Source organism: Xanthobacter sediminis (assembly GCF_043195015.1).
In the GTDB taxonomy this organism is placed as follows: Bacteria; Pseudomonadota; Alphaproteobacteria; order Rhizobiales; family Xanthobacteraceae; genus Xanthobacter.
In genome coordinates this window covers 15,516-27,886 of record NZ_JBAFWH010000014.1, presented here as the reverse complement: position 1 = coordinate 27,886, position 12,371 = coordinate 15,516, and the positions used below count along the sequence as shown (strand labels likewise).

Here is a 12,371-nt window from a genome sequence, read left to right as displayed (position 1 = left end):
CGCTGAGGCCGCCGTCCAGGGCCGTCACGGGACGGCCTTCACGAAATCGACGATGACGACGTCGCCCGCCGCCACCGGCTTCTCCAGCAGGCCCGCCTTCTGCGAGGCATCGGCCACGTCGCCGAGGGTCTTGGTGGAGAAGGTGCCCGGCAGGGCGTCCTTGTTCTGGCCCATGGAGTAGAACACCACGCCGTCGAAGGCGGTCTTCAGCTCGTCCACGCTCGCGCCCACCGCCTTGGCGATGATGGCGCGGCCGCCGGCCACATCGGCGTTGTAGTCCTTGAGGGCGGCGTCCCACGCCTTCATGAGGGCGAGCACCTGGCCGGGCTTCTTCTTCAGCACGTCTTCACGCACCACCAGCACGTCGGAGATGAGGCCGGGGTTGACGCCGGCGCTGTAGAGCAGCTTCAGCTTGGAATCCTGCTGCTTGGCGGTGGAAAGGTAGGGCTCGTAGGTGACGGCCACCGGAACCTGACCGGCGATAAGCGCGCCGCCGGCGTTGGCGGCGGGCATGGGCACCTGCTCGATATCCTTGATGGACATGCCGTTGGCGGCCAGCGCGTACTGCAGCAGCACGTCGGAGGTGGCGCCCTGCTCGTAGGCCACCTTCTTGCCCTTCAGGTCCTTGATGGAGCCGATCTCGGGGGTGGAGAGGATGGCGTCGGCGGTGGTGGAGAAGTCGAGCAGGGCGACGATCTTGATGGGCAGGCCCGCCGCCTTCATGCTCAGCGCCGCATTGGTGGGCACCGCCGCCACGTCGAGCGCGCCGCTCGCCACGGCGGCGTTGATGTCCTTCTGCTCGACGAAATTCTCGATTCTGACGTCGGAGAGGCCCTCCTTCTTGTAAAGGCCCTTCTCGGCCGCGATGTGCAGCGGGCCGTAGCCGAGCCAGGGCTGCACGCCCACGGTGAGGGCGCCGGCCTCGGGCTTCGTCGGGATCTCGGCGGCACGCGCCGGCACGGCGGCGAAGGCGACGAACGCCGCGAACATGGCGCTCTTCATGATCTGGGCAGACATCATGCGAAACGGTCCTGTGTTGGGCTGCGCTTTGGCAGCGTTGAAAGGGCCTTGAAGGACTTCAGAAGGAAAACTCGCGCCGACCCATCTGGATGGTGATCCACTTCTGCTCGGTCAGCTCTTCCCAGGAGGAGCGCCCGCCCTCGCGGCCGAAGCCGGAGTTCTTCACGCCGCCGAACGGCACGTGGGGCTCATCCGAGATGGTGCAGTCGTTCACGTGCACCATGCCGGATTCCAGCCGCAGCGAGAGGTCGAACGCCTTCTGCAGGTCGTTGGTGATGACCGCGGCGGAGAGGCCGTAGGCGGTGTCGTTGGCCACCTTCAGCGCCTCCTCGGAATCCGCCACGCGGATGAGCGAGACCACGGGGCCGAAGCTCTCCTCGTGGTAGATGCGCATCTCCTCGGTCACGCCGGTGAGCACGGTGGGCTGGAAGTAGCGGCCCTCGTGGGTGCCGCCGGTGAGCACCTTCGCGCCTTTGGCGGTGGCGTCGGCGAGCTGGTCGTTGATGAAGGCGCACTGGCTCTCGCGGATCAGCGGGCCGATGACGGAGGTGGCCTCGCGCGGGTGGCCTACCGGCACGCCCTTGGCCTTGGCCACGAAGCGCTCCACGAAGGCGTCGAAGATGGGCGCCTCCACGATCACCTTGGAATTGGCCATGCACACCTGGCCCTGGTGCAGGAACACGCCGAAGGCGGCGGCATTCACGGCATAGTCGAGCTCGGCGTCCTTCAGCACGATCAGCGGGCTCTTGCCGCCCATCTCCAGGCAGAACTTCTTGAGGTTCCTGGCCGCCTCCACCGCCAGATGGCGGCCGGTGCGGGTGGAGCCGGTGAAGGTGACGACCTTCACGCGCGGGTCGGCCATCATGATGTCGCCCACCTCGGCGGGCACGCCCGGCACCACGTTCAGCACCCCCGCCGGCAGCCCCGCCTCCTCGAACACGTCGGCGATGAGAGCGCCGGAGATGGGCGTCTCCTCCGAGGGCTTGAGCACGAAGGTGTTGCCCGCCGCCAGCGCGAACGCGATCTTCTTCATGGACAGCAGGAAGGGCGAGTTGAAGGGCGCGATGCCCGCCACCACGCCCAGCGGCCGGCGCACGGACATGGAGATCTGCCCCGGCTGGGTCACGGGCATGGTCTCGCCCATCACGTGGCGCACGTCGCCGGCCGCACTGCGCAGGCAGTCGGTGACGTAGTCGATTTCCCACAGGGCCTTGTTGAACACCGAGCCGCACTCGTCGATCAGCATGTCGCGGATCTCCGGGGTGCGCCGCTCGATCACCTCGGCGACCTTGAGGAGCATCTTCTCGCGGGTGCTGGCGAGGCTCGATCCCCACTGCGCGAATGCCGCGTGGGCGGCATCGATGGCGCGCTTCACCTCCTCGGCGCCCGCCTGCTGGGTGCGGGCGAACAGGCTGCCGTCGGCCGGGTTGATGCTGTCGGCGGTAATGTTGCGGCTGGAGGCCACCCACGCGCCGTCGATGAACAGCTTGTAGGTGCGCACGCCGTCGATGACGTCGTAGGAAGCGGGATTCATGCCGGGGCTCCGTCGCGTTCCGGGGCTTTCAGGGAGAGGGAGGAGGAGAGATCGCGGGCGATCAGGTCCGCCGCGCGCTCGCCGATGAGCACGCAGGGCGCCAGCGTGTTGCCGCCGGAGATGGCGGGCATGATGGAGCCATCCGCCACCCTGAGGCCGGCGATGCCGTGGACCTTCAGCGCGCCATCCACCACCGCCATGGCGTCGCGGCCCATTTTGGCGGTGCAGGTGGCGTGGAAATAGGTGCCGGCGGCGTTGCGCAGGAAGGCCACCATCTCCGCTGGCGCCAGCGGGCCCGGCATCAGCTCGCGCTTCACGAAGGGCCGCAGGGCTTCCGAATGGCCCATGGCGCGGCAGATCTCGATGCAGCGGATGAGGGCCTTCACATCTTCCTCCGCGCTCAGGAAATTGGCCTCGATGCGCAGGGGGTCGTCGGGGCCGGCGCCGGTCAGCAGCACCTGGCCGCGGCTCTTGGGGCGCAGCAGTCCGGGGGCGAGGGTGAAGGCGCGGGCGGGATCCACCGGCAGGTCATAGGCGGGCCGGGTGATCTCGGAGCCGAAGGCGCATTCCTCCAGCATGGGCTGGAGGTCCGGGGCGGGGAGCGCGGGGTCGCTCTTGCAGAAGAAAGTGAATTCGGCCGAGTTGTTGCGGGGCGGCTCGGGCGTGCGATACTCGAACACGCAGCCGGCGACCAGGATGTGATCCTGCAAATTCTGCCCCACGCCGGGCAGGTGCTGGGCGAGCGGGATGCCGAATGCCGCGAGATGCGCCGCGTCGCCCACGCCGGACTGCATGAGCACCTTGGCGGTATTGATGGCGCCGAGGGAGAGCACCACCTCGTGCCGGGCGCGGACCGTGTGGCCGGCGCCGGCATGGTCGAACGCCACCGCCGTGGCGCGCCCGTTCTCGATCACCACGCGCCGCACGCGGGCGCCGGTGACCACCGTCAGGTTCCCCTGGTGGCGGCGCGGCGCCACGTATGCCGAGGCGGTGGTGATGCGCGAGCCGTCGCGGGCGATGTTCACGTTGGCGATGGCGGCGCAGCCGTCGCCGGCCACGGCGTCGGCATTGTGGTCGGCCACCTTGGGGATGCCCTGCTCGCTGGCCGCCTCCAAGAGGCCGTGCACCACCGGCACCGGGTCTTCCGGCAGGGTGATGCGCATGGGGCCGCCGGCACCGCGCAGGGGCGAGGCCGGGCCGTGCCAGTCCTCGATGCGCTTGTAGATGGCGACGGCGGAGTCATAGCTCCAGCCGTCGTCGCCGCTCTCGGCGGCCCACAGGTCGAAGTCGCTCTTGTGGCCGCGGGCCCAGACGAGGCCGTTGATGGCCGAGCCGCCGCCCATCACCCGCCCCATGGGCAGCGGCGCGCGGCGCCCGTTGAGCCCGGCGCAGGGCTCGGAGCGGAAGTCCCAGTCCCGCTCGGAGGCGATGTTGCGCATCCAGATCCTGGGGTTGCGCACCTCCTCCACCTCGCCTTCGCCGCCGGCTTCCAGCAGCAGCACCTTCAGGTGCGGATCGGCCGCCAGCCGGCCGGCCACCACGCAGCCGGCGGCGCCACCGCCGCAGACCACAACATCAAAGCCTTCGCGAAAGGCCGTCGCATCAACCATCGGCAGTTCCCAGAGCCTCGTCCGCGGCGCGGAAGATCGTCAGTATACCGCCGAGTTTTGCATGCACCGTGCCATCTCCGGTGCCGGGGCCATTAAACAAGAAGTATCAAACGGTTATGGAAGCTGTGGGCTGGTCTCCCGGCGAGAGCGGCATGCCCGGTTGCAAGGCCGTGCCCAGCAGATGCGCATAATGCGTCGCTTTTGCGTGCACGCAGCACGGAGCTGGTCAAATTCCAATCAGTGCGACCGAGGTGGGCGGCTGCCCTATCTGCGGGCAGTGCTTTGCATGCAGCCATGCATGGCCGCTCACGCCTCGCTCAATCCTCCCACCGGCGAGCGGCTGACGTCATTGTTGGCGGCCACCAGCAGGCGCAGGGCCTGGAGAAAGCGAGCGCGCTCGCCCGGCGGCAGGGCCTCCACCGTGCGGGCATGGGCCCGCGCCGCGCCGTCCTGCACCCGCTCCAGCAGGGCGCGCCCCGCCTCGGTGAGATCCACCAGCTTCATCCGCCGGTCGCGGGGCGAGACCGTGCGTGTCAGCAGGCCGCGCGCTTCCAGGCGTGCCGCCACGTCGGCGATGTTGGTGCGGTCCAGGCCCACGGCCCGCGACAGGGCGATCTGCTCTGCCCCGCCGATCTGGTCGAGCGCGGTGAGCACCGAATACTGCACGGGGGTGATGCCCTCGGCGGCGCATTCCTCCGCGAACAGCGCCACATGGATCTGATGCAGGCGGCGGATGAGGAAGCCGGGGCGATCCTCCAGGTCGCGGATGCGCCAGTCCGCGGCCTCCTGCGCGCCTTGCCGGCCACTGCGGGGGGCACGGTCTCGAAGGTCCGAGGATTTCGCCATGGGGTTGCGCTCTCCCGCGTCGGTGGCCCGGGCGGGGACGTCGAGGCTTCCTCCGGTGTCGGGCATTGGCTCCGCCCCTGGGCGCGAGCCGCGCCAGGGGTACAATGAAACGCCGGGCAGGGCCATACCCCGGCGCGCGCCGGGGTGGGGGGCTCAGAGCGCGCCGGCGGGCGCCTCGCGCGAGATCACCGTGCGGTTCCGCCCGCCCTGTTTGGCGGCGTAGAGCGCGCGGTCGGCGGCATCCACGAGCTGGATGTAGTCGGGATGTCCGCTGTAGGTGGCGACCCCCACGGATGCCGTGACCTGGATGTGGCTGCCGTCGGAGAGGCGCAGCTTGCGCTCGGCGAGGCGCGTGCGCACCCGCTCGGCGATGTCGTAGCCGTCGTCGACGCCGGCTTCCACCAGCGCGATCAGGAATTCCTCGCCGCCGTAGCGGAACACGAAATCATTGAAGCGCACGGTGTCCATCACCACATCCGCCACCTGCTGCAGCACCAGGTCTCCGGTGGAATGGCCCCAGCGGTCGTTGATCTGCTTGAAATGGTCCACGTCGATCATGAGGATGGTGAACGGCGTGCCGTTGCTGCTGGCGATGGAAATCTCGCGCCCGAGGATGGTGGGCAGGAAGCGGCGGTTGAGCGCGCGCGTGAGCGGGTCGCGCCCGCCCTCGACGCCGGCGACGCTCTGGAACAGGTCCGCGAGCACGAACTTGATCTCGTCCACCAGCGTGCGCAGCCGCGCCAGCTGCTGCCGGAGTTCCTCGCCGCCCTTGCTGCGCGCCTCCTGAAGCTTGGGCAGCACGATGCTGTCGATCTGCTTGAGGTTCCCGTAGATGACGTCGAGGCCCGCCGCGCCCTGGAAAATGAGGCCCGCGCGGTGGTGAAACCACAGCCCGAAGGACGACTTGGCGAGGGGCGTCAGGTCGGCGTTGGAGCTGGGGTCGAGCAGGGGGAACAGGACCGATTGCAGCCACTCCATGAGGGCGGCATTCTGGGTCTCGCGCGTCACCGAGATGTCCTGCCCGACGGCGAACAGGCGGAATGCCTCGTCCACCTGCGCGCGGCGCATGGAGCCCTGCATGTAGGCCTCGCTCATGAGGCCCATGGCCCAGTCCATGCGGGAATCGAGGAAGATCAGGGCCGAGGCGAGCGCCGCCCGGTCGAGGCCGCTGGAAACCAGAAGCCCGGAAATCTCCGCTTTCAGCAGCGCCGCGCCCCGGATGACCAAGCCGAACGGCAGCTTCACCCGCGCGTGCACCTCACCGATCTTCCTCTGGGCGTCGGCATCCGCTTCCTTGAAGAGGTTTCCCAGCCAGTGGCGCAGGGAATGGACGAGCCGCGTCTCCACCATCTGGTGGCTCAGGAAGGCGGCGCCCTCCGGGTCCTCGAGGAAGGTGTCGTAGAAGACCTCGACGAGCTTGCCCGCATGGGTGGCGATGAGCTGCTCGATGACGGCGCGTGTGTCCTCGGAGGGCTCGGGAGGCGCATACCAGCTCGCGGCCGGACCGCCCGCATGTTGGCTCTGCATGGTGACCCTCGTCCTTCTGTGCGAAACGGCGGGCGGTGGAGCCGCCCCTTCCGGCTTCTGCCGCGCCTGTTTCGAATGGTGCCTGTTTCTCCTGCGACGATAGGTTTGCCTTTCGTCGAAGCGCAAGGCTCCGTCGAGGCGCCGGCCCGCGGGGGGCTATGGCCGGGGGAGGCGCCGGACGGCGGCCCGCATGGCAGCTGGCCCCGTTTCTGCCAGCTCGCGCAAGCGTGGCCGCATGGGGCAGCGTCCTTCGTCTTCCGTTGGGCTCGTCTTTTGGCCCGGCTAAGGAACCGCCGGCTGCCGGGGCTGCTTTCAAGATTTAGAGTGCAGAGGGCCGATCTTGTGCGCCGCCATGAGTGTGTCCGCTTTATGAATTCCATTATTTGGCGTGTTCTTGAAATTTGATCTAAAGCAAATATGTATATTTATACCTCAAATGAGGTGTCGCTCGTCTCTGCGATCTTGTGTCTCAGGTCGCAGCGTGGGGCATGGCTGTCCCCGCGCGCCACTGATGCCGCCGGACTGCTCGCCGCCTCTTACGCGCAGGCCGCGCGCCAGCGCAGGAATTCGTGCACGGCTGGGGATTGCTCGCGCAGGCGGTAGATCATGTGGACATCGGCCACCAGCTCCGGCGTGACCGGGCGGAAGATCACCTCGCCGCCGGTGAAGCGGGCGGTGGAGGCGGGCACCAGCGCCACCCCGAAGCCGGCGGCGATGAGGCTCGGGATCGACTGGGAATCCACCACCTGCTGCGACACGCGCGGCAAAAAGCCGGCCTCCACGCAGCGCCGCTGGATGTAGCGGGCGAATTCCGACGAGTCCGGGTGCAGCATCACGTGCTCGTCCACCGCGAGGTCCGCCAGCGCCACCACCGGGCGGGCGGCGAGGTGGTGGTCCGGTGGCAGGATCACGCAGATGGCTTCGCGCCACGCGAGGGTGCAGCCCAGCTCCGGGTGGCGCGCCACCGAGCGTTCGAGGCTCATGTCGGTGCGGTTGAAGGAGATGTCGGTGCGGTGCTCCAGCACGTCCTGCACCTGCAGGGCGGGCGCCTGCTCGTAGATCACCGTGCGCACCTCAGGCGCATGGCGCCGGTAGTCGGCGAGCCAGCGGGCGAGGCCGCCGCGCAGGATGGTGCCGGTGGCGCCGATCTCGATCTTGCCCGAACGCCCCGCGCCCACCGACATCACCTGCTGGCGGGCGCGCTCGGCCTGGGCGAGGAGGGCGCGGGCCTGCGCTTCCAGCTCCTGGCCAGCGGCGGTCATCTCCACCCGGCGGCTGGTGCGGGCGAACAGGCGCGTGCCCAGTGTCGCCTCCAGCTGCGCGATGGCCTGGGAGAGCGGCGGCTGGGACATGTTCAGCCGCCCCGCGGCGCGGGTGAAGGACAGCTCCTCCGCCACCGCGAGGAAATAGCGGAGCTGCCTAAGGTCGATATCCATCACATATCAATCTAGTTCAATCATATATTGGACATATCCATACCCGGAGCCGAGAGTGACAGCAACGGCCGGCGCACGGGCCTCCATCGGGCGCTTCGGGCAGCACGGCCGACCTTCCAGGCTCTTCCGGGGACAAGGAATCTTCCTCATGAACATGGTTATGCGCGTTGCCGCAAAGTGTGCGTCCGCCGCCCTCGCCGCCGCTCTCCTGGTGTCGGCGCCCGCCCGTGCCGATACTCTCGCAGAGATCGAGAAGGCCAAGGTGATCCGCATCGCCGTGCCGCAGGATTTCGCGCCCTTCGGCTCGGTGGGGCCGGATCTCCAGCCGCGCGGCTATGACATCGACATGGCCAACTACATCGCCAAGGCGCTGGGCGTGAAGGCGGAGCTGGTGCCCGTCACCAGCGCCAACCGCATCGCCTATCTGCAGACCCGCAAGGTGGACCTCGTCATCTCCAGCCTCGGCCGGAACCCGGAGCGGGAGAAGGTGATCGACTTCTCCGTGCCCTATGCCCCCTTCTTCTCCGGCGTGTATGGGCTGAAGGGCGACAATGTCACCGACGCCGCCAGCCTCGCCGGCAAGACCGTGGGCGCTACCCGCGGCGCCATCGAGGAGCAGGAGCTCACCAGGATCGCGCCCCAGGGCGCCACGGTGAAGCGGTACGAGGACAACAACGCCACCGTTTCCGCCTTCATCTCCGGCCAGGTGGACCTGATCGCCACCGGCAACACGGTGGCCGCCGCGGTGGCGGAGAAGAGCCCGAGCCGCAAGCCGGAGCTGAAGTTCGTCATCAAGGACAGCCCCTGCTACGTGGGCCTCAACAAGGACGAGCCGGCGCTGCTCGCCAAGGTGAACGCCATCATCGAACAGGCGAAGGCCGACGGCACGCTCGCCAAATTCTCCGAGACCTGGCTGAAGGCGCCGCTGCCGGCCAATTTCTGAGCGGGCGCCGCACGCCGGGGCCCGCGCCATGATCCTTGAGCTGAATTTCGGCGATCTCCTGCCCTATTGGGAGGTGTTCGCCCGGGGACTGCTGTTCACGGTCGTCCTCACCCTCACCTCCACCGTGGCGGGCCTCGGGCTCGGCGCGGCGGGGGCCTGGGCCCGCACCTTCGGGCCGAAATGGGCGGGCGCGCTGACGCGGGCCTATGTGGAGGTCATCCGCAACACGCCCTTCATCGTGCAGCTCTTCTTCATCTTCTTCGGGCTTCCGGCCCTGGGGGTGAAGCTCTCGGAGGACGTGGCGGCCTTCATCGCCATGGTCATCAATCTCGGCGCCTATTCCACCGAGATCATCCGCGCCGGCATCGAGGCCGTGCCGAAGGGACACCTGGAGGCGGGCGCCTCGCTCGCCATGAGCCGGTGGGAGATCTTCCGCTACATCGTGCTCAAGCCGGCGATCATGAAGGTCTATCCGGCGCTGTCCTCGCAGATCGTCATCGTGATGCTGGGCTCGGCGGTGGTCTCGCAGATCTCGGCGGAGGACCTCACCTACGCGGCCAACTATATCCAGTCGCGCAACTTCCGCGCCTTCGAGGTCTACATCGTCGCCGCTCTTCTCTACCTCCTGCTCGCCATCGGCCTGCGCGCGCTCCTGCGCGGTATCGGCCGGGCGATGTTTCCGAAAGGGTGAGGACCATGAGCGATTTCAGCTTCTGGATCATCCTGCAGAACCTGCTGCTCGCCACGCGCTGGACCATCCTGCTCTCGCTCATCGCCTTCGCCAGCGGGGGCATCGTGGGGCTCCTGGTGCTGCTGGCGCGGGTCTCGCACCGGCGGGCGCTCAGGGTTCTGTCCACCGGCTATATCGAGCTGTTCCAGGGCACACCGCTTCTGATGCAGCTGTTCCTGTTCTTCTTCGGCGTCGCCCTGTTCGGCATCGAGGTGAGCCCCTGGATCGCCGCCTGGCTGGCGCTCACCTTCTGGACCTCCGCTTTCCTCGCGGAGATCTGGCGCGGCTGCGTGGACTCCATCCCCAAGGGCCAGTGGGAGGCATCCGAGAGCCTCGCGCTCTCCTACTGGGAGCAGATGCGCTACGTCATCCTGCCCCAGGCGCTGAGGATCGCGGTGGCGCCCACCGTCGGCTTCTCCGTGCAGGTGGTGAAGGGCACGGCGCTCGCCTCCGTCATCGGCTTCGTGGAACTGACCAAGGCCGGCACCATGCTCAACAACGTCACCTTCCAGCCGTTCCTCGTCTACACGCTGGTGGCGCTCATCTACTTCGCGCTCTGCTTCCCCTTGTCCTGGTATTCCAAACGTCTGGAGGGCCGCCTCAATGTCGCTCGTTAGCATCAGGGACGTGCGCAAGAGCTATGGCGCGCAGGAAGTCCTCAAGGGCGTGTCGCTGGAGATCGGGCGCGGCGACGTGGTGGCCATCATCGGCCGCTCGGGTTCGGGCAAGTCGACGCTGCTGCGCTGCATCAACGGGTTGGAGACCTACCAGTCCGGCGCCATCACCGTCGACGGCATGACGGTCGGCGACGGCAAGACGGACCTGCGCACCCTGCGCCGGCACGTGGGCATGGTGTTCCAGCAGTTCAACCTCTTCCCCCACCTCACCGCGGGCGAGAACATCATGCTCGCGCCCACCGTGGTGGTGAAGGAGCAGAAGGGCGAGGCCCGCGCCATCGCCGAGAGCCTCCTGGAGAAGGTGGGCCTTTCCGGCAAGTTCGACGCCTATCCGAGCCAGCTCTCCGGCGGCCAGCAGCAGCGCGTCGCCATCGCGCGCTCGCTCGCCATGCGCCCCACGGTGCTGCTGTGCGACGAGATCACCTCCGCCCTCGACCCGGAACTGGTGAACGAGGTGCTGAAAGTGGTGGAGCGGCTCGCTGGCGAGGGCATGACGCTGATCCTGGTAACGCACGAGATGCGCTTCGCCCGCGAGGTGGGCACCAAGCTCGTCTTCATGCACCAGGGCCGCGTGCACGAGGAGGGGCCGCCCAGGGATCTGTTCGCCCGTCCCGGCACGCCCGAGCTCGCCCAGTTCGTCGGTAGCCAGGGCTGAGCGCCGGCGGGCTCCCGGCCCGCGGCCGGCGCGCTTCCGATCGAGGCTTTGAATCCGCTCCGTCGGCAAGGCGGAACGGCAACGGGCGCACGCGCCGAAAGACCGGGGAGGACAGCCATGACCAGGGGAGAGAACGTGACCGAGCATCGCCCCCACGCGGCATCGCCCGCCGACATGGCGGACCGCATCGTCTTGAGGATCGAGGAGCTGGCCGGCATCAGCGAGCGGGAGGGGGAGGTGACCCGCGTCGCCTTCTCGCCGGAGCATCGCCGCGCGGCCGATCTTATCCTGGGCTGGATGCGCGAGGCCGGCATGGCCGCGCGCCAGGACGAGATCGGCAACGTGGTGGGCCGCTACGAGGGCGCGGAGCCCGGCGCCCCGGCCCTGATGACGGGCTCCCACTACGACACCGTGCGCAACGCCGGAAAGTGGGATGGGCCGCTGGGCGTCGTCACCGCCATCGAATGCGTGGCGGCCCTGTCCGCGGCCGGCACGCGCCTGCCCCACGCCATCGAGGTGGTGGGCTTCTGCGACGAGGAGGGGGTGCGCTTTTCCTCCACTTTGCTGGGCAGCCGGGCGGTGGCGGGCACCTTCGACGAGGGCACGCTGGAGGCGAAGGATGCCCAGGGCGTCAGCGTGCGCGCGGCCATGACGGCGTTCGGGCTCGATCCCGCGCGCGTGGGCCGGGCGGCGCGCCGGCGCGCCGACGTGCTCGCCTACCTGGAACTGCACATCGAGCAGGGGCCGGTGCTGGAGGCGGAGAATTTGCCGGTGGGTGTGGTCACCGCCATCAGCGGCGCCAACCGCTTCCGGGTGGAACTGGAGGGCATGGCGGGCCACGCCGGCACCGTGCCCATGACCCTGCGCCGCGATGCGCTCGCCGGGGCCGCCGAGTGCGTGCTGGCGGTGGAGGCGCTGGCGCGGGAGGGCATCGGCGTGGTGGGCACCGTGGGCCAGATCGAGGCCCTGCCGGGGGCTACCAACGTCATTCCCGGCCGCGCCGTCTTCACCATCGACATCCGCGCGGCGGATGACGTTCAGCGCCGGGAAACGGTCTCGGACGTGGTGGATGCCATCGACGAGATCGCCGCGCGCCGGGGCCTCAAGGCGCGCATCATCAAGACCCATGAGAACGGCACGGCCCGGTGCGCGCCCTGGCTCCAGGCGCAGCTCGCCGCCGCCATCGCTGGCGCCGGCCACCGGGTGCTGGAGCTGCCGAGTGGGGCGGGGCACGACGGCATGGCCATGATCGACCTCACCGACATCGCCATGATCTTCGTGCGCTGCCGGGGCGGCATCAGCCACCACCCGGCGGAGCATGTGAGCGCCGAGGACGTGGCGGCGGGCGCCGCGGTGCTGCTTTCGGCGCTGGCGGGCTTCCGCGCGCGTTGAT

The 12,371-nt window shown here is 68.7% G+C and carries 11 protein-coding genes; 5 read left to right on the top strand and 6 right to left on the bottom strand.

Annotated elements, in window-relative coordinates; all coding sequences use genetic code 11:
- Positions 1-24: 24 nt before the first annotated feature.
- From V5F61_RS16905 to V5F61_RS16880, 6 genes are all read right to left on the bottom strand, one after another.
- Complete coding sequence (locus tag V5F61_RS16905) at positions 25-1,017, bottom strand: ABC transporter substrate-binding protein (RefSeq protein ID WP_393989100.1); 993 nt, start codon at positions 1,015-1,017, stop codon at positions 25-27.
- A 61-nt stretch (positions 1,018-1,078) separates the two neighbouring features.
- Positions 1,079-2,554 carry an aldehyde dehydrogenase family protein gene (locus V5F61_RS16900; protein ID WP_393989012.1) on the bottom strand — a complete coding sequence of 492 codons (1,476 nt, stop codon included), beginning with the start codon at positions 2,552-2,554 and terminating at the stop codon, positions 1,079-1,081.
- Positions 2,551-4,164 (bottom strand): GMC family oxidoreductase, encoded by a 1,614-nt coding sequence (locus V5F61_RS16895; RefSeq protein ID WP_393989013.1) that lies wholly within the window; start codon positions 4,162-4,164, stop codon positions 2,551-2,553. The genes V5F61_RS16900 and V5F61_RS16895 overlap by 4 nt, the downstream gene beginning before the upstream one ends.
- A 306-nt stretch (positions 4,165-4,470) precedes the next feature.
- Entirely contained in the window at positions 4,471-5,076 is a 606-nt protein-coding gene (locus V5F61_RS16890) for a MarR family winged helix-turn-helix transcriptional regulator (RefSeq protein WP_393989014.1), read from the bottom strand.
- 87 nt (positions 5,077-5,163) lie between these two features.
- Positions 5,164-6,537: a GGDEF domain-containing protein gene (locus tag V5F61_RS16885; protein WP_393989015.1), complete on the bottom strand. Its 1,374-nt coding sequence runs from the start codon at positions 6,535-6,537 to the stop codon at positions 5,164-5,166.
- A 536-nt stretch (positions 6,538-7,073) separates the two neighbouring features.
- On the bottom strand, positions 7,074-7,973 hold the full coding sequence (locus tag V5F61_RS16880; protein ID WP_393989016.1) for a LysR substrate-binding domain-containing protein: 900 nt from the start codon (positions 7,971-7,973) through the stop codon (positions 7,074-7,076).
- Positions 7,974-8,121: 148 nt separating this feature from the next.
- On the opposite strand from V5F61_RS16880, the gene V5F61_RS16875 reads away from it, so the two are divergent.
- From V5F61_RS16875 to V5F61_RS16855, 5 genes are all read left to right on the top strand, one after another.
- Positions 8,122-8,916, top strand: coding sequence for a transporter substrate-binding domain-containing protein (locus V5F61_RS16875; protein ID WP_393989017.1), 795 nt, complete (start codon positions 8,122-8,124; stop codon positions 8,914-8,916).
- Positions 8,917-8,944: 28 nt separating this feature from the next.
- On the top strand, positions 8,945-9,607 hold the full coding sequence (locus tag V5F61_RS16870; RefSeq protein WP_393989018.1) for an amino acid ABC transporter permease: 663 nt from the start codon (positions 8,945-8,947) through the stop codon (positions 9,605-9,607).
- Between the two features lie 5 nt (positions 9,608-9,612).
- Positions 9,613-10,263, top strand: coding sequence for an amino acid ABC transporter permease (locus V5F61_RS16865; RefSeq protein WP_393989019.1), 651 nt, complete (start codon positions 9,613-9,615; stop codon positions 10,261-10,263).
- Positions 10,250-10,978, top strand: a complete 729-nt coding sequence (locus tag V5F61_RS16860) for an amino acid ABC transporter ATP-binding protein (RefSeq protein WP_393989020.1) — start codon at positions 10,250-10,252, stop codon at positions 10,976-10,978. Before V5F61_RS16865 ends, V5F61_RS16860 begins: the two co-directional genes overlap by 14 nt.
- Positions 10,979-11,095: 117 nt before the next feature.
- A complete protein-coding gene (locus tag V5F61_RS16855; RefSeq protein WP_393989021.1) occupies positions 11,096-12,370 on the top strand; it encodes an allantoate amidohydrolase in 1,275 nt (424 codons plus the stop codon).
- The last annotated feature ends 1 nt before the right edge of the window (position 12,371 follow it).

Coding starts and splice junctions, on each gene's coding strand:
- V5F61_RS16905 (WP_393989100.1), bottom strand. CDS start 1,017: ATGTCTGCCCAGATCATGAAGAGCGCCATGTTCGCGGCGTTCGTCGCC.
- V5F61_RS16855 (WP_393989021.1), top strand. CDS start 11,096: ATGACCAGGGGAGAGAACGTGACCGAGCATCGCCCCCACGCGGCATCG.
- V5F61_RS16870 (WP_393989018.1), top strand. CDS start 8,945: ATGATCCTTGAGCTGAATTTCGGCGATCTCCTGCCCTATTGGGAGGTG.
- V5F61_RS16885 (WP_393989015.1), bottom strand. CDS start 6,537: ATGCAGAGCCAACATGCGGGCGGTCCGGCCGCGAGCTGGTATGCGCCT.
- V5F61_RS16875 (WP_393989017.1), top strand. CDS start 8,122: ATGAACATGGTTATGCGCGTTGCCGCAAAGTGTGCGTCCGCCGCCCTC.
- V5F61_RS16880 (WP_393989016.1), bottom strand. CDS start 7,973: ATGGATATCGACCTTAGGCAGCTCCGCTATTTCCTCGCGGTGGCGGAG.
- V5F61_RS16860 (WP_393989020.1), top strand. CDS start 10,250: ATGTCGCTCGTTAGCATCAGGGACGTGCGCAAGAGCTATGGCGCGCAG.
- V5F61_RS16890 (WP_393989014.1), bottom strand. CDS start 5,076: ATGCCCGACACCGGAGGAAGCCTCGACGTCCCCGCCCGGGCCACCGAC.
- V5F61_RS16900 (WP_393989012.1), bottom strand. CDS start 2,554: ATGAATCCCGCTTCCTACGACGTCATCGACGGCGTGCGCACCTACAAG.
- V5F61_RS16865 (WP_393989019.1), top strand. CDS start 9,613: ATGAGCGATTTCAGCTTCTGGATCATCCTGCAGAACCTGCTGCTCGCC.
- V5F61_RS16895 (WP_393989013.1), bottom strand. CDS start 4,164: ATGGTTGATGCGACGGCCTTTCGCGAAGGCTTTGATGTTGTGGTCTGC.